This window comes from Luteimonas gilva (assembly GCF_005239095.1).
Lineage (GTDB): Bacteria > Pseudomonadota > Gammaproteobacteria > Xanthomonadales > Xanthomonadaceae > Luteimonas_C > Luteimonas_C gilva.
On record NZ_SZUA01000002.1, the window covers coordinates 1,130,506 to 1,149,103 of the forward strand.

Below are 18,598 nucleotides of genomic sequence, written 5' to 3' on the forward strand. Positions count from 1 at the left end.
AGCGAGGCGTCGCGTGCCTCAAGCGCCTACGAAACGGCATCGCCTTGAATCGAGTCGACGGCGGCCGGCCCGATTATTTCGATGTGGCCGACAAGAGTCGAGCCCTCCCAAACTTCCCAGGCGCCGGCACGGATCAAGGAGTCCAGGTCTTCGGCGCGCAAGAGTACTCGAGCTACCGCTCTGGCGACGCTGCCTGCATCGACGTGGCCATTTTGAAAAGCGACCTGGCCGAGAAAAAAATCGCCCGTGTGCGGGTGCTTATGATTGGGACGATAAGTTCCGCGCCTTTGCCCGAGTGAAGGTAGCAAGGCGAATTCGACCTGTATTTCAGCGATGACTTCCTGCGTCGATGCCGCGCCCATCTATGTCGTCCGCAAGCGAGTCGTGATCGAGGATTCTGGAGAAAGAGACGCGTTGCCGTCAAACCCAAACCCGTCGCGATGAATACATAAGGTACCCGCAAACAAAAAGCCCGGCTTGCGCCGGGCTTTTCGCTGTTGCACGACGCTATCGGTTACAAGTCGACGCCGAAGCCGATGCCCGCCGATTTCTCGTCGCCGCTGAACGCGCCGCCCAGGGTGAACGAAGCCCGCTCGCCGATCTTCTTGCCGTAGCCGATCGAGATGGCCTGTTCCCCGCCGAGGAAACCGGCACCGACCGCGATGCGGCCGCGGGCGCTGTTGCCGTTCGCTGCGTTGGCCGTCATCTGGGTCATCGCGGTGCCGAGGGCGCCGATCTGGTTCATGCGCTCGTCCTGCAACTGGAACTGGCGGTCGACCTGTCCGCGGAACGCGTTGAAATCGTCCTCGATCGCATTGAACCGGATGTCGGTGTAGGCCTGCGCCGACGACAGCGTCTGCGAATTGGCGGTCCGCATCTGGTTGACGTTGACGGCGTCGGTGTTGCGCGTGCCCGCGGCGACGTTGGCGACCTGGCGTTCGCCGCCTTCCGAGCCCACCGATACGGTGTTGGCGCGGTCGGCCACCGAGTTGTCGCCCAGCGCGACGGCGTTCTCGGCGGTGACTTGCGCGCCTTGGCCGTAGGCGTTCGGGCTGGCCGCGGCCGGCGTGGGAGCTGCGGAGCTCGCCACCGGACCGCTGCCGCTCGGTGCGGTGCCGACCGGCGCTTGGCTTACAGGCGCCGAACTGGCGACGGTGGAACCGGCGGTGGCATTGCTCTGCGTGCCGACCTGGATGTTGTTCACCTGGGTCTGCAAGTTGTTGAGCTTGTTGTCCACCGCGGTGAACGCCGCACCGACGTTGCGGTAAGTGCCGCCCTGGATCGTGTATGTCGGCGCCACGAACGCGCCGGCCGACGAGTAGCTGGCGCCACCGCCCAAAGCGGTGGCGATGCTCTGCGCCTGGCCCAGGTTCACCGCATCGGTCGCCGCCGTACCGGCCTTGACGTTGGTGATCTGACGTTCGTTGCCGGCGCTGCCGATGGACACCGTGTTCGAGCGGCTGGTGACCGAGTTGGCGCCCAGCGCGACCGAGTTGGTGTTCAACGAACTGACGCTGGCGCCTTGGCCGATCGCCACGCTGTTCGCCGAGCGCGCGTTCGCGTTCGCGCCGATCGCCACCGAGCCGCTCGCCGAAGCGAAGCTGGTGGAACCGAGCGCGACGCTGTTCACGCCCTGCGCCAGCGAGTCGCTGCCGACCGCGGTGGACAGGTCGCCGGTGGCCTGGCTGGCCGCGCCGACCGCGGTGCCGCGCACGCCGGAAGCGACGGACGAAGCGCCGGCCGCCAAGCTGTTCTCGCCGCTGGCGGTGGAGCCGTTCTCGCCGTTGGCCTTGAAGAACTTGCTGGCTTGCGCCGCGCCGTTAGCGACTTCGTTCAACTGCGCCACGTTGACCGCATCGGTGTCCGCGCTGCCGGCGGCCACGTTGGCGATCTGGCGTTCCGCGCCGGCGGCGCCGACCGAGACCGTGTTCTCGCGATCGGCGACGGAGCCCGATCCCAAGGCCACGCTGTTCGCCGCGCTGGCCGTCGCCTGCGCGCCGAACGCCGCGCTGCCGTCGCCGCTGGCGGCGGCGCCCGGACCGGCGGCGACGCTATTCGCGCCGGTGGCCGATGCGTCGTCGCTGCCGTCGTTGGCGCCGTTGGCCTTAAAGTAACGCGTGGCGCTTTCGACGTTGTCGGCGACCTCGTTCAACTGGTCGAGATTGACGGCGTCGGTGCCTTCGGTGCCTGCGGCGACGTTGGCGATTTGACGCTCCGCACCCGACGCGCCGACCGACACGGTGTTGGCGCGATCGGCTTCCGAACCCGCACCTAGCGCGACGCTGTTGGCTTCGCTGGCGACGCTGTTCACGCCGATGGCCACGCTGCCGTCGCCATCGGCCCAGCTGTTGTGGCCGACCGAAGTGGAGTATTCGCCGGTCGCCCAAGCGCCGGTGCCGAACGCGGAACCGCCGGTGCCCGAAGCGCGAGTGTTGATCAGACCGAAGAAGGTCGAACCGCCGACCGCCGTGGCTTCTTCGCCGCTTGCTGCGGCGCCGAACCCAACCGCAGTGGTGTTGTCGGCGCTGGCTTCCGCGCCATAGCCGAGCGCTTGCGCGCCGAAGCCCGAAGCGACGGTGTAGCCGCCGATGGCGCTGGAGCCGTCGCCGGAGGCATTCGAACGGAAACCGTTCGCCGTCGATTGCAGACCGGACGCGGACGATTCGGTACCGCTGGCTGTGGCGTAAGAGTTGGAGGCCGAAGCGCCCGCACCCAAAGCCGTCGCGCCCGCTGCGCCGGTCGCCGAAGCGCCTGCGCCGACCGCCGTGGCATCGACGCCGCTGGCTTCGGTCGTTGCGTACATCGGGTTGCCGTCTTCGTCCAGGATCGGATTGCCTTCGTCGTCCACCAGCGCGCGCTGACCGCCGATGGCGGTCGCTCCGGTCGCCGATGCATTCGCGCCGTTGCCGTTGGCGGTGGCGTTGTCCGCAGTCGCGGCGGACTGATTGCCGGTCGCGGTCGCGCCGTTGCCGATCGCAGCCGAGCCAGCGCCGTACGCAGACGCGGTATCGCCGTTCGCGTACGCATTCGCGCCCGAGGCGATGGCGAATTCGCCGACCGCTTCGGCATCGTCGCTGCCATCGTTGGCGCCGTTGGCCTGGAAGTAGCGCGTGGCCGCGGCGGTGCTTTCGTTCAATTGCGCGACGTTGACCGCATCGGTGTCTTCGGTGCCTGCGGCGACGTTGGCGATTTGGCGCTCGCTGCCTGCCGAGCCGACCGATACGGTATTGGCGCGATCGGCTTCCGAACCCGCACCCAGTGCGACGCTGTTGGCCTCGCTCGCGACGCTGTTCACGCCGATGGCCACGCTGCCGTCGCCGTCGGCCCAACTGTTATGGCCGACCGAAGTGGAGTATTCGCCGGTCGCCCACGCGCCGGTACCGAACGCGGAACCGCCGGTGCCCGAAGCGCGGGTGTTGATCAGACCGAAGAAGGTCGAGCCGCCGACCGCCGTGGCTTCCGCACCGCTCGCCGACGAACCGAAGCCCACGGCGGTGGTGTTGTCGCCGGTAGCCTCGGCGCCGTAGCCCAGCGCCGAAGCGCCGAAGTCCGAAGCGACGGTGTAGCCGCCGAAGGCCGACGCGCCGTCGGCCGAAGCGTTGCTGCGGAAGCCGGTCGCGGTGGATTGCAAGCCGGAAGCCGAAGCTTCGGTGCCCAGGGCCGTGGCGTAGGCGTTCGACGAAGAAGCGCCGGCGCCGATGGCGGTGGAGCCGACTTCGCCGGTGGCCGAAGCGCCTGCGCCGACCGCCGTGGCATCGACGCCGCTGGCTTCGGTCGTTGCGTACATCGGATTGCCGTCTTCGTCCAGGATCGGATTGCCTTCGTCGTCCACCAATGCACGCTGGCCGCCGATGGCCGTGGCGCCGGCTGCCGACGCGTTCGCGCCGTTACCGTTGGCCGTGGCGTTGTCCGCCGTGGCGGCCGACTGGTTGCCGGTCGCCGTCGCGCCGTTGCCGATCGCGGCCGAACCCGAACCGTAAGCGGCGGCGGTGTCTCCGTTCGCGTACGCATTCGCACCCGAGGCGATGGCGAATTCGCCTACCGCTTCGGCATCATCCGAGCCGTCGCCCGCGCCATTGGCCTTGAAGTAGCGGGTCGCATCGGTCAGCTGACCGACATTGACCGCATCCGTCTCTTCCGTGCCGGCTGCGACATTGGTGATCTGGCGTTCGTTGCCGGAGCTGCCCACCGACACCGTGTCTTCGCGATCGGCGACCGAGTCGCCGCCGATGGCCACGCTGTTGCGCGCCACGGCGTTCGCGTTGTTGCCTAGCGCCACCGCGTTGAACTCGCTGGCGTAAGCGCCGCCACCGACGGCGACGGCGAACGAACCGGAGGCTTCCGCCGGCAGGAAGCCGAACAGCGCGCCACCGACGGCCACACTGTTGGTGCCGCTGGCGATGGCCTGCGAGCCGACCGCGGTGGAATCGCCGCCGCTGGCGAGCGCGCCGAAGCCGACGGCCGTATCCAGATCGCCGCTCGCCTCGGCACCGTAGCCCAGAGCTTGCGCACCGAACGCGCTGGCAACGCTGTAGCTGCCGATCGCCGAGGAACCGTCGCCCGAGGCGTTCGAACGGAAACCGTTCGCTGTGGCTTGCAAACCCGAAGCCGAAGCTTCGGTGCCGACCGCTGCGGTGTAAGCATTGCTCGCCGAGGCACCCGAACCGATCGCGATGGCGCCGATCTCGCCGTCCGCCACCGCACCATTGCCGAGCGCGACGTTGTCTTCGCCCGACGCGGTGCTGTTGGAACCGCCGGCGAAGCTGTTCGAACCGCTGGCGACATTGCCGTTACCCACGGCCGTCGCGTTCTCGCCTTCGACGGTGTTGTCGCCGCCGAACGCATTGCCGTTCGTGCCGGAAACGACATTGTTGCGGCCGAAGGCATTGCTGCCGTCGCCGCTGGCGTCGTTGAAATTGCCGACCGCGCTCGCGTCCGCACCGCTGGCGGTGTTGACGAAGCCCAACGCGCTGGCGCCGTTGCCCGAAGCTACGCTGTACGCGCCGATGGCCGTGCTGCCGTCGCCGCTGGCGACCGCGCCGGGACCTGCGGCGACGCTGTCGGCGCCGGAAGCCACGGCATCGTCGCTGCCGTCGTTGGCGCCGTTGGCGGCGAAGTAGTGGTTGGCGTCTTCGACGCCGTCGGCCACTTCGTTCAACTGCGCCAGGTTCACCGCATCGGTGTCTTCGGTGCCGGCGGCGACGTTGGCGATTTGACGCTCCGCACCCGCCGCGCCCACCGACACGGTATTGGCGCGGTCGGCTTCTGAGTTGGCGCCGATCGCCACGCTATTGGCTTCGATCGCCAACGCATTGACGCCCAGCGCGACGCTATCGTCGCCGTAAGCCCAACTGTTGTGGCCGATGGCCGTGCTGTATTCGCCGGTGGCCCAGGCGCCGTTGCCGAAGGCCGCAGCGCCGGTGCCGCGCGCTTGCGTGCTGACCAGACCGTTGGCGGTGGTGCCGCCGATCGCGGTGCTCTCCGCGCCGATGGCCAATGCGTTGAAGCCTATGGCTGTGGCGTTGCTGTTGGTGGCCCAAGCGCCATAACCGAGCGAAGTGGAACCGAAGCCCGAAGCGACGGTGTAGCCGCCGAAGGCCGAGGAGCCGTCGCCCGAAGCATTGGCGCGGAAGCCGTTCGCGGTGGACTGCAAACCGGAGGCCGAAGACTCGGTGCCGGTGGCGGTCGCATACGAATTGCTCGCGCTGGCGCCCGCGCCGAGGGCGGTGGATCCGGCTTCGCCCGTGGCCGAAGCGCCTGCGCCGACCGCCGTGGCATCGACGCCATTGGCTTCGGTGCTGGCGTACATCGGGTTGCCGTCTTCGTCCAGGATCGGATTGCCTTCGTCGTCGACCAGCGCACGCTGGCCGCCGATAGCGGTCGCACCCGCGGCACTGGCGCTGGCGCCATTGCCGTTAGCCGTAGCGTTGTCCGCCGTCGCGGCGGACTGATTGCCCGTCGCCGTCGCACCATTGCCGATGGCCGAGGAGCCCGAACCGTAAGCGGCGGCGGTATCGCCGTTCGCATACGCATTCGCGCCCGAGGCGATGGCGAATTCGCCGACCGCTTCGGCATCGTCGCTGCCATCGCCTGCGCCGTTAGCCTTGAAGTAGCGAGTCGCATCGGTCAGCTGACCGACATTGACCGCATCCGTCTCTTCCGTGCCCGCGGCAACGTTGGTGATCTGGCGTTCGTTGCCCGCACGGCCCACCGACACGCTGTCTTCGCGATCGGCGACCGAATCGCCACCAATGGCCACGCTGTTGCGCGCCACGGCGTTCGCATTGTTGCCTAGTGCCACTGCATTGAACTCGCTGGCGTAAGCGCCGCCACCGACGGCGACGGCGAACGAGCCGGACGCTTCCGCCGGCAGGAAGCCGAACAAGGCGCCACCGACCGCCACGCTATTGGTACCGCTGGCGATGGCTTGCGAGCCGACCGCGGTCGAATCGCCGCCGCTGGCGAGCGCACCGAAGCCGACGGCCGTATCCAGATCGCCGCTCGCCTCTGCGCCGTAGCCCAGAGCTTGCGCACCGAACGCGCTGGCGACGCTGTAGCTGCCGATCGCCGAAGAACCATCGCCGGAGGCATTCGAACGGAAGCCCGAAGCGGTCGCTTGCAGCCCAGAAGCCGAAGCTTCGGTACCGACCGCCGCGGTGTAAGCATTGCTCGCCGAGGCGCCCGAACCGATCGCGATCGCACCGATCTCGCCATCCGCTACCGCGCCATTGCCGAGCGCGACGTTGTCTTCGCCCGACGCGGTGCTGTTGGAACCGCCGGCGAAGCTGTTCGCGCCGCTGGCCGTATTGCCGTTGCCGATCGCCGTGGCGAGGTCGCCCGTCGCTTGGTTGCCGGTGCCCAGCGCATTGCTCGAGAAGCCGCTGGCTTCGTTGCCCTGGCCGACGGCGTTCGCGAAATCGCCGGACGCCGTATTCGACGTGCCGATCGCGCTGGCGCCCGCGCCGCTGGCGACATTCAAACTGCCGATGGCGTTGCTGTCGTCGCCTTCGGCCAAGTTATCGCCGCCGAGCGCATTGGCATTCGCGCCGACTGCGACGTTGTTGCGGCCGAAGGCATTGCTGCCGTCGCCGCTGGCGTCGTTGAAGTTGCCCACTGCGCTGGCGTCCGCACCGCTGGCGGTGTTGACGAAGCCCAACGCGCTGGCGCCGTTGCCCGAAGCCACGCTGTACGCGCCGATGGCCGTGCTGCCGTCGCCGCTGGCGACCGCGCCGGGACCTGCGGCGACGCTGTCGGCGCCGGAAGCCACGGCATCGTCGCTGCCGTCGTTGGCGCCGTTGGCGGCGAAGTAGTGGTTGGCGTCTTCGACGCTGTCGGCCACTTCGTTCAACTGCGCCAGGTTCACCGCATCGGTGTTTTCGGTGCCGGCGGCGACATTCGTAATCTGGCGTTCGTTGCCCGCGGAACCGACCGACACGCTGTTGTCGCGGTCGGCGAGCGAACCCGAACCCAGCGCCACCGATTGCGCGCCGCTGACTTCGGTGCCCGCGCCGAGCGCGACGCCCGCTTCGCCGGAAACATAGGAATTGGTGCCGGCCGCGATGGCGTGGATGTTGTCCGCCAAAGCCTGATAACCGAGCGCGATGGTGTAATCGTCATAAGCGAAGGCGCCGCGGCCGACCGCCGTCGAGCTGGCGCCCGGGGCCCAGCTGTTCAAGCCGATCGAAGTCGCGCCGCTGCCGCTGGCCCAAGCCGCCGGGCCGACCGCGGTGGTGTTGGCGCCGGTAGCCCAAGCGCTGACACCGATGGCGGTGCCGCCGGATTGCGACGCCCACGAACCCGCACCCACCGCGGTGGTTTCTTCCGCGGATGCGCGGCTCAGTTCGCCGATGGAAATGCTGTAGGTGCCCTCCGCGCGCGAGCCGCTGCCGACCGCGAAGGAGCGGTCGCCGGTCGCCGATGCGTCGATGCCGAGCGCGACGCTGTTCAAGCCGGCCGCGTTCGCGCCGACGCCGAGCGCCGTGGCGCCGTTGCCGCCGGCGGTCGCGCCCGCGCCCACGGCGGTGCTTTCCGCGCCGCTGGCTTCGGTGCTGGCGTACATCGGGTTGCCGTCTTCGTCCAGGATCGGATTGCCGTCGTCGTCGACCAGCGCGCGCTGGGCGCCGATGGCCGTCGCGCTGGCCGCCGACGCGTTCGCACCGTTGCCGTTGGCGGTGGCGTTGTCGGCGGTCGCCGCCGACTGATTTCCGGTCGCCGTGGCGCCGTTGCCGATGGCCGAGGCACCCGAACCGTAAGCGGCGGCGGTATCGCCGTTCGCGTACGCATTCGCGCCCGAGGCGATGGCGAATTCGCCGACCGCTTCGGCGTCGTCGCTGCCGTCGTTGGCGCCGTTGGCCTTGAAATAGCGGGTCGCGTCGGTCAGCTGGCCGACGTTCACCGCATCCGTCTCTTCCGTGCCGGCCGCGACATTGGTGATCTGGCGTTCGTTGCCCGCCGAACCGACCGACACGCTGTTGGCGCGATCGGTTTCCGAATCCGCGCCGATGGCGACGCTATTGTCGTTCAGCGCGAAAGCGTTCACGCCGACGGCGACGCTGCCTTCTCCATCCGCATAGCTGTTATGGCCGACCGAAGTGGAGTACTCGCCGGTGGCCCACGCGCCGGTGCCGAACGCGGAACCGCCGGTGCCCGAAGCGCGGGTGTTGATCAGACCGAAGAACGTGCTGCCGCCGACGGCGGTGGCTTCTTCGCCGCTGGCCGCGGCGCCGAAACCGACCGCGGTGGTGTTGTCGGCGCTGGCTTCCGCGCCGTAGCCGAGCGCTTGCGCGCCGAAGCCCGAGGCGACGGTGTAGCCGCCGATGGCCGACGAACCGTCGCCGGAGGCGTTGGAACGGAAACCGTTGGCCGTCGATTGCAGACCGGACGCGGACGATTCGGTGCCCGAAGCGGTGGCGTAGGAGTTGGACGCCGAAGCGCCCGCGCCCAAAGCCGTCGCGCCCGCTGCACCGGTCGCCGAAGCGCCTGCGCCCACGGCCGTGGCATCCACGCCATTGGCTTCGGTGCTGGCGTACATCGGGTTGCCGTCTTCGTCCAGGATCGGATTGCCTTCGTCGTCCACCAGTGCGCGCTGGCCGCCGATGGCGGTCGCGCCGGCGGCACTGGCGCTGGCGCCATTGCCGTTGGCGGTGGCGTTGTCCGCCGTGGCCGCCGATTGGTTGCCGGTGGCGGTTGCGCCGTTGCCGATGGCCGAAGAACCCGAACCGTAAGCGGCGGCGGTATCGCCGTTCGCATACGCATTCGCACCTGAGGCGATGGCGAATTCGCCTACTGCTTCGGCGTCGTCCGAGCCGTCGCCCGCACCGTTCGCCTTGAAGTAACGGGTCGCATCGGTCAGCTGACCGACATTCACCGCATCCGTCTCTTCCGTACCGGCCGCCACATTGGTGATCTGGCGTTCGTTACCGGAGCTGCCCACCGATACGCTGTCTTCGCGATCGGCGACCGAATCGCCACCGATGGCCACGCTGTTGCGTGCTACGGCGTTGGCGTTGTTGCCCAGCGCCACTGCATTGAACTCGCTCGCGTAGGCACCGCCGCCCACGGCGACGGCGAACGAGCCCGAAGCCTCCGCCGGCAAGAAGCCGAACAGCGCGCCACCCACCGCCACGCTATTGGTGCCGCTGGCGATGGCTTGCGAACCCACGGCTGTGGAATCACCGCCGCTAGCCAATGCGCCGAAGCCGACGGCCGTATCCAGATCGCCACTGGCTTCAGCGCCATAACCCAAAGCTTGCGCACCGAACGCGCTGGCGACGCTGTAGCTGCCGATCGCGGAAGAACCATCGCCCGAAGCGTTCGAACGGAAACCGTTCGCCGTGGCCTGCAGACCCGAAGCCGAAGCTTCGGTGCCGACCGCCGCGGTGTAGGCATTGCTCGCCGAGGCGCCCGAACCGATCGCAATCGCTCCGATCTCGCCATCGGCCACCGCACCATTGCCGAGCGCGACGTTGTCTTCGCCCGATGCGGTGCTGTTGGAACCGCCAGCGAAACTGTTCAAACCGCTGGCGACATTGCCATTGCCCACCGCCGTCGCGTTCTCGCCTTCGACGGTATTGTCGCCGCCGAACGCATTGCCGTTCGTGCCGGAGACGACGTTGTTGCGGCCGAAGGCATTGCTGCCGTCGCCGCTGGCGTCGTTGAAGTTGCCCACCGCGCTGGCGTCCGCGCCGCTGGCCGTGTTGACGAAGCCGACCGCCGTCGAACCGTTGCCCGAAGCGACGCTGGAAGCGCCGACCGCGGTGCTGCCGTCGCCGCTGGCGACCGCGCCTGCACCGGCCGCGGTGGCTTCGGAGCCGCTGGCGATGGCGTCGTCGCTGCCGTCGTTCGCGCCGGTCGCTTGGAAGTAGCGCGTGGCGTCTACGAAATCATCGGCCAGCGCATCGAGTTGTCCCTTGTTGACCGCATCGTGCGCGTTGACGCCGTCGCCGACGTTGACGATGCGGCGCGTCGCCGGACCCGTGCTGCCGTCGCCGCTGCCGACCGAAACCGTATTCGCTTCGGTGGCGAGCGAACCCGAACCCAACGCCACGCTGTCGGCGGCGCCGGAGCGCGCGTTGGCGCCGACGGCCACGCCGTTCGTAGCGCTGGCCGAAGCGGAAGAACCGTAACCGATGGACACGCTCGCCGTGCCGCCCGCTGCCGCTTGGCGACCCAGCGCCGTGGCGTTGTTGGCGATGGCGCGCGCGCCCGAACCGGTCGCGGTCGCGCCCGTCGCGTTCGCCAGCGCGCCGTAACCCAGCGCGGTGGATACCTGGCCGCTGGCTTGCGCGCCGCCGCCGCAAGCGAAGGCGTTGGTGCCGCTCGCGGTCGGCGCGGTGCCGCCGCCGAGTTGTTGGCAAACGTTGCCTGCGCTGGCCGGCAGGCTCCATAGCGCTCCACTGATCGACAAAGCGAGGAAGGTTGCTGCGAGAGGCGTCGCGCGCGCGGCGCCGACGATGCCGTGGGATTGCTTGGCGAATTCGGATGCGACCACCAGCATGCCGAGCGACTTGTTCCAAACCTTGCTGTAAATCCTGTTCATGGGGGAATCCTTCAGTGGAAACTTCAAGGGAAAGTCGGCTCCCGGCGCCGCGGGGACAGGCCGGGAAACTTTCGACGAACGAGCGAACTACGAGGTGATGCGGAGGGCGAAACGGAAAAGCGGCGACGCGTAAACGGTTTCGCGCCGTAGGCCGGGCGGCTTGCGGCGGAAAGCGGAGAAAGGCGGGTGGGTCAGTTCGCGAACGGTCGCGAAGGGAAAAGAGGGAAGGTCGCGGGCGGTGCGCATCGAATGCGAAACGCGATGGCGCTCGGAGACGCCTTCGCCTGCAAAGACGCGAATGGTGCTGCCCTGCATCCCCTTCCCCCGAAGCATCTGCTGACCGAAACATACCTGCGAATGAAGCGCTTGGCTATGCTTTTTTCATGCGATACCTGAGCGTACGCAGTGCGAGCCGCATTGTTGCGTTGCGCAAACAGCGTCGTTGCAAATTCGATACGGAAGCGTCGCGTGAAGATTCGTTTCGCGCATTCGAAGTGAGCCGCAAAACTATTTGATGTAACTGGACTTGATGCGGCTCGCGCATTGCCTTGCGCGCCATCGCGCCGTGCGCGTGAAGATGTCGTTAATCGATGCGTCAGCAATCGATCCGTCATCGTCGCGAACGGCATACGGCGCCGCAGCAATCGACTCGAATGTGCCGATCGCCGCTCCGGATTGGGGCGGGCTGCGCATTCCGCACGTTATGGCGCGCGCATTTTTCGCAAGCGGGCGCGGGATTAGGCCGCCCGCGGTATCCTGCTGGCCCGCGACTCGCCCGCCGACCATGCCGCTGTATCGCTACAAAGCCCTGAACGCCCGCGGCGAGATGCTCGACGGCCAAATGGAAGCGGCCAGCGACGCCGAAGTGGCTTTGCGCCTGCAGGAACAGGGCCATCTGCCGGTGGAGACCAAGCCGGCTTCGGCCGGCGGCGGGGAAGCGGCCTGGCGGACACTGTTCAAGCCCAAGCCCTTCGCCGGCGAGCGCCTGGTCCAGTTCACCCAGCAATTGGCGACTCTGCTGGGCGCCGGCCAGCCGCTGGACCGGTCCCTGACGATCCTGCTGGAGCTGCCCGAGGACGAGACGGCCAAACGGACCATCGCCGACATCCGCGATGCGGTGCGCGGCGGTTCGTCCCTGTCGACCGCGCTGGAACGCCAGCACGGCACCTTCGGCAAGCTCTATATCAATATGGTCCGCGCCGGCGAAGCGGGCGGCAGCCTGCACGAGACCCTGCAGCGCCTGGCCGACTACCTGGAGCGCAGCCGCGCTTTGCGCGGTCGGGTGATCAACGCCTTGATCTATCCGGCCATCCTGGTGGTCATGGTCGGCTTGAGCCTGCTGTTCCTGCTGGGCTACGTCGTGCCTCAGTTCGCGGCGATGTACGAAAGCCTGGACGCGCAACTGCCGCTGTTTTCGCGGATCGTGCTGGGCATCGGGCTGTTCGTGCGCGATTGGTGGATCGTGCTGGTCGCCGTGCCGGCGCTGGCGGGGTGGTGGTTCGACCGCAAGCGCCGCGATCCGGCCTTCCGCGCCCGTTTCGACGAATGGCTGCTGCGGCAGAAGTTCGCCGGAACCTTGGTGGCCCGGTTGGAGACCGCGCGCCTGGCCCGGACCCTGGGCACCCTGCTCAAGAACGGCGTGCCGCTGATGACGGCCCTGGGCATCGGCCGCAACGTATTGGGGAACACCAAGCTGGCCGACGATGTCGAAAGGGCGGCGGACGACGTCAAGAACGGCGTCGGCCTGTCCACCGCCTTGGCCAAGGGCAAGCGGTTTCCGCGGCTGGCGCTGCAGATGATCCAGGTCGGCGAAGAGTCCGGCGCGCTCGATACGATGCTGCTCAAAACGGCGGACACCTTCGAGCGCGAAACTGGGCAGGCTTTGGACCGGATGCTGGCGGCGCTGGTGCCGGTGATCACCTTGGTGCTGGCCGGTGCCGTGGGCATCGTGATCCTGGCGGTGCTGACGCCGCTGTACGATCTGACCAATGCGATCGGTTGAAGCGAGGGACTAGAAAAATGAGGGAAAAGAAACTAGTGGCAGTTTCCTCGCTCTACAAGCGAAGCTAGGCTTCGAGCCAGTTCGACCCATCCGCCGCTCTTCACTAGTTACTACTTCCTCATCCCTGGTTCCTTATTCCACAACTTACACGGATTGCCCCATGCGCATACCCCGCCACATTGCCCGATCCCCCTCCGCACGCGCGCAGCGCGGCATGAGCCTGCTCGAGATCATCATCGTGATCGTGCTGATCGGCGCGGTGCTGACTTTCGTCGGCTCGCGCGTGCTCGGCGGCGCGGACCGCGCCAAAGCCAACCTGGCCAAATCGCAGGTGAGCACGCTGGCCGGCAAGATCGAGCAATACCAGATGGATACCGGCTCGCTGCCGGGCAAGCTCGACGATCTGGTCGCCCAGCCCGGCAACGCCAACGGCTGGCTCGGTCCGTACGCGAAAGCCGCGGAACTGAAGGATCCATGGGGCCATCCGGTCGAATACCGCGTGCCGGGCGAGAACGGCGCCTTCGACCTGGTGATCCTGGGCAAGGACGGCCAGACGGGCGGCGACAGCTACAACACCGACGTCAAATACGAACAATAAGCCCGAGCGCAGAACCGCGATGGCCGCGCAGCGCGCCGCGTCGATCGTTTCCGGCGGAGCGCGCGCCGCGCGCGGCGTGACTTTGCTGGAGATGCTGCTGGTGGTGGCCATCATCGCCGCCGCGAGCCTGCTCGCGGCCGGCACGCTGACCGGCGGCTTCGCCGGCATCCAGTTGCGCTCCAGCGCCAAGGAAATCGCCGCCAATCTGCGTTACGCGCGGGCCCAGGCTTTGACGAAGGGGCAGCCGCAGAAGTTCGTGATCGATCCGCGCGCGCACACTTGGCGCGCAACGGAGGACCGCCGCGGCGAAATCCCGGGCAAGCTCGGCATCGTCTTCACCGGCACGCGCGGGTTGCAGGCGCGCGCGGGCGAGGGCGCGATCCTGTTCTTCCCGGACGGCGCTTCCACCGGCGGCCGCGTGCAATTGCAGTCGGGCAAGGCGGCCTGGAACGTGGACGTCGCCTGGTTGACCGGCGAAGTGACGCTGAAGCGCGCGGAGCGGTTGGAATGAGCCGCGCGGCGAAGCAGGGCGGCTACACGCTGATCGAGGTGATCGTCGCTTTCGCCGTGCTGGCCTTGGCGCTGACTTTGCTGCTCGGCACGCTGACCGGCGCATCGCGGCAGGTGCGGCGTGCGGCGGACGCCGGCCGCGCGGCATTGCACGCGCAATCGCTGTTGGATCAAACCGGCGTCGGCGAAAGCCTGCAGGCGGGACACACCCAGGGCGATTTCGAAAACGGCCGCTACGACTGGACGATGGACGTCGCGCCGTACGCCGATCCGTCGCAGCCGGCCGGCGCTGCAGCTCCGGTCGAATTGGCGGCGCCGCAGTTGTTGCAAGTCACATTGTCGGTGCGATGGGGCGACGCTCCCGACCAGCGCCTGCAGTTGCGTTCGTTGCGCCTGGTCATCCCGGGCATGACGTCGTCGCCGCCATGAACGGCCGTAACCGCGGTTTCACCTTGGTCGAAGTGCTGCTGGCCATGGTGCTGTTGGCGGCCGGGCTGGCCTTGGCTTTCGCCACGTTGCGCGCCGCCACGGCGACGGTGCAGCGCGGCGAAGATCTGGCCCAACGCAGCGAGCGCGTGCGCTCGGTCGAGGATTTCCTGCGCCGCCGCGTGACCTCGGCCTTGCCGATGAAGTTCGGCACCGACAATTCCACGGGCACCGCGCTGCGTTTCGTCGGCGAACCGCAGCGGATGCGCTTCGTCGCCGACATTCCCGACTATCTCGGCCGCGGCGGACCGTATCTGCACGACATCGCCGTCGGCGACGCCGGCCTGACCATCGCGTTCGGCATGGTGCAGGGCGGGCAAATCGTCGAAGAGAAAGCGCCGCGCGCGCCGGAGCCGCTGGTGCGCGACGTGCGCTCGGTGCGGCTGCGCTACCGCGGCTTGAACTACGACAACACGCTCACCGAATGGCAGGACGAATGGTCGACCGCGGACCGGCTGCCGCTGCAAGTGTCGATCGAAATCGAGAGCGAGTCGGCCGGCAAATGGCCGCCGCTGGTGGTCGCCCTGCCGCAGGCCGGCAACGACTTCGCGGTCGCCGCCGGGGAGATCTTCCAGTGAACCGGCGTGTGCGCGGCGCTGCGATGCTGCTGGTGATGTGGCTGATCGTGCTGCTCACCGCCTTGATCGGCGCGTTCGCGCTGACCGCGCGGATCGAAAGCCTGCAAGGCCGCAACGCCAGCGAAGGCGCGATCGCCGCGCAAGCGGCGCGCGCGGGTTTGGAGTATTCGCTGGTCCGGGTCAACGAAAACGACCCGCGCCGGCAATGGCGTCCCGACGGCCGCGATTACGTTTGGCGTTTCGATCGCGCGGTGGTGCGGATCAAGATCGTCGACGAATCCGGCAAGATCAACTTGAACATCGCCGACGCGCCGCTGCTCGCCGGCTTGTGGCGCGCGTTGGGCGTGGAGCAGGACCAGGCCGCGCGATTGGCTTCGGCGATCATCGATTGGCGCGACGGCGACTCGCTCAGCCAGGCCCAAGGCGGCGCCGAAGACGCGCAGTACGCCGAAGCCGAATTGCCGTACGGCGCCAAGGACGCGCCGTTCGAGACCGTCGCCGAATTGCAACAAGTGCTGGGCATGACCCCCGAGCTGTACGCGAAGGCCGAGCCGTACCTGACCGTGTACGGCACCCTGCAAACGCCCGATGCGACCTTCGCCGAAGGCGTGGTATTGCAGGCGATGGGCCTGAATGCGGAGACGGTGCTGCAGCAGCGCAACGCGCCGGTGGATACCGGCGTCACCCAACCGTTCGTAGGTTTCGGCAGCGGCACGTATAGTATTGATAGCCGCGCGCGGCTGCCCAATGGCCGCGAGTCGGTGCTGCGGGCGGTCGTGCGCACCGGCGCCAACCGGATACCGGGATCGGCCTACACGGCACTGCGATGGGAGGAGGGCGGCATACCGCGATGAACGCGCTACGCGACAGCTTGGGCGGTTTCGGCGCAAGGCTGCGTCCTGGCGCGGGCGGCTTTTTCGCCTGGTGGGGCGCGTCGCTGGCGTCGTGGCTGCCGGGATCTTGGCGCGCGGTCTTCGGGCTGGCGCGCGACCGCTTGCTGCTGAGCGGCGGCGCCGAACAACTCCAGTTGCGGTTGCAGACGCTCGACGGAATCCGCGACATCGGCAGCGTGCCGCTGCCCGCTAGCGCGGAAGGCGACGACCCCTTGCCGCGCTTGCTGGCGCCCGCCATCGCCGACTTGCCGCGCTGGTATCTGCTGCCCGCCGCCGCGAGCCTGCGCCGGCGCGTGACGCTGCCGGCCGCCGCCGCAGAGCGTTTGCGCGACGTGCTGGCTTTCGAGATCGACCGGCAAACGCCGTTCGCGGCCGACGCGGTGTACTTCGACGCGCGGGTCGCAGAACGTCGCGGCGACGGCCAGATCGTGGCCGAGTTGGTGGCGGTGCCCAAGCCGGTGATGGATGCGGCCTTGGCTGCGCTCGGCGCACCGGCGGCGAGCCTGGCCGGCGTCGATGTAGCAGGCGAGTCCGGCGTGCCGCTCGGCGTGAACTTGTTGCCGATGCCACGCCGGCAGCGCGGCGCCGATCCTGCGCGGCGCTGGAACTGGATCCTGGCGGCGGTGGCGCTGCTCGCCTTGGCCGCGGGCCTGTGGCAGATCCTCGACAACCGCCGCGCCGCCGCCGCCGAGTTCGAAAAACAAGTGTCCGCGCGCGCCGCCGAGGCGCGCCGCGTCGGCCAGCAACGCCAGCAATTGCTGGACATGGTGGAAGGCAGCGCCTTCCTCGAGCGCACCCGCGGCGGGCGCCCGACGATGATCGCGGTGATCGACGAATTGAGCCGCCGCATACCCGACAACACCTATCTCGAAAAACTGTCGATGGAGAACGGGCAACTGCAGCTGATCGGCTTCAGCTCCGACGCCTCCGGGCTGGTGCAGAAGCTGGAAGGCTCCAAGTTGTGGCGCTCGCCCGCGCTCGCGGGCGCGTTGCAGCCCGATCCGCGCTCCGGCCGCGACCGTTTCACGATGACCGCCGAACTGGCCATCGCCGCTTCGGAGCAAGCGAAAAAACCGGGGGACGCCGATGCGCAACGACCGCGCTGAACGCGACCGCTGGCTGGCGTTGGGCCTGCTGCTGGCGGCGTTGGCGCTGGCCTATCTGGTGCTGGTGCATCCGTGGTGGACTGTGCCGATGCTGGAAACCCAGGGCCGCATCCACGATCTGCAGGAACGCGAATTGCGGATCCGCATGCAACTGCAGCAGCAACCGCAGATCCGCGAACGCCTGGCGCAATTGCAGGCCAGCGGCGCGGGACAACCGGGATTCCTTCCGGAGGCGACGGCGGAATTGGCCACCGCCGGCCTCTCGCAACAACTCGAACGCGTGGTGCTGGAAGTCAGCCCGGGCAATGCCAGCTGCCAGATCAGCAATCGTTCGCCCGCGACCGCCGCCAGCCAGGACCGTTTCCGCAAAGTCGTGGTGCTGGTGCGCCTGCGTTGCGGCATGCCCGAACTCGCCGCCGTGCTGCATCGGTTGGAGAACGCGAATCCGCGCATGTTCGTCGACAACCTGAACATCCTGACCCAGGCCAATTATTTCGCGCCCGATCCGTCGCGCTCGACCCAGGGCGGCCTGGACGTCAGCTTCGATCTGTACGGTTATCTGCGGCCGAACGCCGCCGGCGGGGTGGCGAATGCGCGCTGACGCCATCGGCGCGCGGACCTGGCTGCTGGCCGCGGTCGCCGGCTGGGCCGTTTTGGTCTGGGCCTTCTCCCTGTTCGGCATGGGCGGACGGATCCAGCCGCTGCCGGCCGACGCCAGCATGGTTCCGGAATTGCCGAACGCAGCGCCGGCCTCGCGCCTGGCCGTGCACACCCTGGGCGAATACGGCGAGGCGACCGCCCGGCCGCTGTTCTTCAGCGATCGCCGCCCGAAACCCTTCTCGCTGCAGCCCGGTGGCGACCAGGCGGCCAAGAACGATTTCAACTACGTGCTCAGCAGCGTGCTGATCGGGCCCGACCTGAAAATGGCCATCCTGCAGCCACCGGAAGGCGGGGAAGGGATCCGCCTGAAACTGGGCGAAGCCTCGGACAAGCTCCCCGGCTGGCGCCTGACCGAGGTGACGCCGCGCAGCGCGATCGTCGCCTCGGCCAGCGAGACTCGGTCGCTGGAACTGCGGGTTTTCGACGGCCGCGGCGGGCAACCGCCGACCGCGCTGCCCAGTTCGCAAGCCAATGCCCAACCCGCGACCGGGGGAACACAGGCTACGATGCCGGTCCCCCCGCCGGCCCCCCATCCGACGATGAACCCCGCGCCTCCTCCGGCCGTCCAAAGCCCGCCGCCCGCGCCGTCGCCGCCAGCCGCGGACAACTCGGCCGCGCCTTCGCCGAACGAAGCGCAGCTGCAGGCGATCCGGCAGCGGATCGAAGCGCGACGGGCCAAGCTGCGCCAGGAAGCGCAGCAGGCGACCAAGCCTAAGAACTGACAGGA

At 68.3% G+C, this 18,598-nt stretch carries 13 protein-coding genes; 9 read left to right on the plus strand and 4 right to left on the minus strand.

From position 1 onward, the window contains the following. Window positions 1–26: 26 nt before the first annotated feature. The 4 genes from FCE95_RS13165 to FCE95_RS17320 all read right to left on the minus strand — a co-directional run bounded on the left by FCE95_RS13165 (window position 27) and on the right by FCE95_RS17320 (window position 11,731). Window positions 27–362 (minus strand): hypothetical protein, encoded by a 336-nt coding sequence (locus tag FCE95_RS13165; RefSeq protein ID WP_137267460.1) that lies wholly within the window; start codon window positions 360–362, stop codon window positions 27–29. A gap of 152 nt (window positions 363–514) precedes the next feature. Further along, complete coding sequence (locus FCE95_RS17315) at window positions 515–11,038, minus strand: ESPR-type extended signal peptide-containing protein (protein WP_223266889.1); 10,524 nt, start codon at window positions 11,036–11,038, stop codon at window positions 515–517. 87 nt (window positions 11,039–11,125) lie between these two features. Beyond that, the gene (locus tag FCE95_RS13240) at window positions 11,126–11,353 is read right to left on the minus strand and encodes a hypothetical protein (protein WP_137267461.1); all 228 of its coding nucleotides are present in this window, start codon (window positions 11,351–11,353) and stop codon (window positions 11,126–11,128) included. A 192-nt stretch (window positions 11,354–11,545) separates the two neighbouring features. Then, on the minus strand, window positions 11,546–11,731 hold the full coding sequence (locus FCE95_RS17320; RefSeq protein ID WP_223266890.1) for a hypothetical protein: 186 nt from the start codon (window positions 11,729–11,731) through the stop codon (window positions 11,546–11,548). Window positions 11,732–11,822: 91 nt separating this feature from the next. Between FCE95_RS17320 and xpsF the strand changes: the two genes are divergently transcribed. From xpsF to FCE95_RS13285, 9 genes are all read left to right on the plus strand, one after another. Beyond that, the gene (xpsF, locus tag FCE95_RS13245; RefSeq protein ID WP_137267462.1) at window positions 11,823–13,040 is read left to right on the plus strand and encodes a type II secretion system protein XpsF; all 1,218 of its coding nucleotides are present in this window, start codon (window positions 11,823–11,825) and stop codon (window positions 13,038–13,040) included. A 160-nt stretch (window positions 13,041–13,200) separates the two neighbouring features. Next, a complete protein-coding gene (gene gspG / locus FCE95_RS13250) occupies window positions 13,201–13,638 on the plus strand; it encodes a type II secretion system major pseudopilin GspG (RefSeq protein ID WP_137267463.1) in 438 nt (145 codons plus the stop codon). A gap of 19 nt (window positions 13,639–13,657) precedes the next feature. Next, window positions 13,658–14,149 carry a type II secretion system protein XpsH gene (gene xpsH / locus FCE95_RS13255; protein ID WP_137267464.1) on the plus strand — a complete coding sequence of 164 codons (492 nt, stop codon included), beginning with the start codon at window positions 13,658–13,660 and terminating at the stop codon, window positions 14,147–14,149. Then, the gene (gene xpsI / locus FCE95_RS13260; protein WP_137267465.1) at window positions 14,146–14,577 is read left to right on the plus strand and encodes a type II secretion system protein XpsI; all 432 of its coding nucleotides are present in this window, start codon (window positions 14,146–14,148) and stop codon (window positions 14,575–14,577) included. The genes xpsH and xpsI overlap by 4 nt, the downstream gene beginning before the upstream one ends. Then, window positions 14,574–15,212 (plus strand): prepilin-type N-terminal cleavage/methylation domain-containing protein, encoded by a 639-nt coding sequence (locus tag FCE95_RS13265; RefSeq protein WP_137267466.1) that lies wholly within the window; start codon window positions 14,574–14,576, stop codon window positions 15,210–15,212. The genes xpsI and FCE95_RS13265 overlap by 4 nt, the downstream gene beginning before the upstream one ends. 23 nt (window positions 15,213–15,235) lie before the next feature. Next, window positions 15,236–16,066 carry a type II secretion system minor pseudopilin gene (locus tag FCE95_RS13270; protein WP_223266904.1) on the plus strand — a complete coding sequence of 277 codons (831 nt, stop codon included), beginning with the start codon at window positions 15,236–15,238 and terminating at the stop codon, window positions 16,064–16,066. Then, complete coding sequence (locus FCE95_RS13275; protein ID WP_137267468.1) at window positions 16,063–17,211, plus strand: PilN domain-containing protein; 1,149 nt, start codon at window positions 16,063–16,065, stop codon at window positions 17,209–17,211. Before FCE95_RS13270 ends, FCE95_RS13275 begins: the two co-directional genes overlap by 4 nt. Then, the gene (gene gspM / locus FCE95_RS13280) at window positions 17,192–17,812 is read left to right on the plus strand and encodes a type II secretion system protein GspM (protein ID WP_137267469.1); all 621 of its coding nucleotides are present in this window, start codon (window positions 17,192–17,194) and stop codon (window positions 17,810–17,812) included. Before FCE95_RS13275 ends, gspM begins: the two co-directional genes overlap by 20 nt. Further along, window positions 17,802–18,593, plus strand: a complete 792-nt coding sequence (locus FCE95_RS13285) for a general secretion pathway protein GspN (protein WP_137267470.1) — start codon at window positions 17,802–17,804, stop codon at window positions 18,591–18,593. The genes gspM and FCE95_RS13285 overlap by 11 nt, the downstream gene beginning before the upstream one ends. The last annotated feature ends 5 nt before the right edge of the window (window positions 18,594–18,598 follow it).

Bases quoted from the DNA above. Each gene is read 5' to 3' on its own strand.
- FCE95_RS13165 (WP_137267460.1), bottom strand. From the start codon at position 362: ATGGGCGCGGCATCGACGCAGGAAGTCATCGCTGAAATACAGGTCGAA.
- FCE95_RS17315 (WP_223266889.1), bottom strand. From the start codon at position 11,038: ATGAACAGGATTTACAGCAAGGTTTGGAACAAGTCGCTCGGCATGCTG.
- FCE95_RS13240 (WP_137267461.1), bottom strand. From the start codon at position 11,353: ATGCAGGGCAGCACCATTCGCGTCTTTGCAGGCGAAGGCGTCTCCGAG.
- FCE95_RS17320 (WP_223266890.1), bottom strand. From the start codon at position 11,731: ATGCGCAGCCCGCCCCAATCCGGAGCGGCGATCGGCACATTCGAGTCG.
- xpsF (WP_137267462.1), top strand. From the start codon at position 11,823: ATGCCGCTGTATCGCTACAAAGCCCTGAACGCCCGCGGCGAGATGCTC.
- gspG (WP_137267463.1), top strand. From the start codon at position 13,201: ATGCGCATACCCCGCCACATTGCCCGATCCCCCTCCGCACGCGCGCAG.
- xpsH (WP_137267464.1), top strand. From the start codon at position 13,658: ATGGCCGCGCAGCGCGCCGCGTCGATCGTTTCCGGCGGAGCGCGCGCC.
- xpsI (WP_137267465.1), top strand. From the start codon at position 14,146: ATGAGCCGCGCGGCGAAGCAGGGCGGCTACACGCTGATCGAGGTGATC.
- FCE95_RS13265 (WP_137267466.1), top strand. From the start codon at position 14,574: ATGAACGGCCGTAACCGCGGTTTCACCTTGGTCGAAGTGCTGCTGGCC.
- FCE95_RS13270 (WP_223266904.1), top strand. From the start codon at position 15,236: ATGCTGCTGGTGATGTGGCTGATCGTGCTGCTCACCGCCTTGATCGGC.
- FCE95_RS13275 (WP_137267468.1), top strand. From the start codon at position 16,063: ATGAACGCGCTACGCGACAGCTTGGGCGGTTTCGGCGCAAGGCTGCGT.
- gspM (WP_137267469.1), top strand. From the start codon at position 17,192: ATGCGCAACGACCGCGCTGAACGCGACCGCTGGCTGGCGTTGGGCCTG.
- FCE95_RS13285 (WP_137267470.1), top strand. From the start codon at position 17,802: ATGCGCGCTGACGCCATCGGCGCGCGGACCTGGCTGCTGGCCGCGGTC.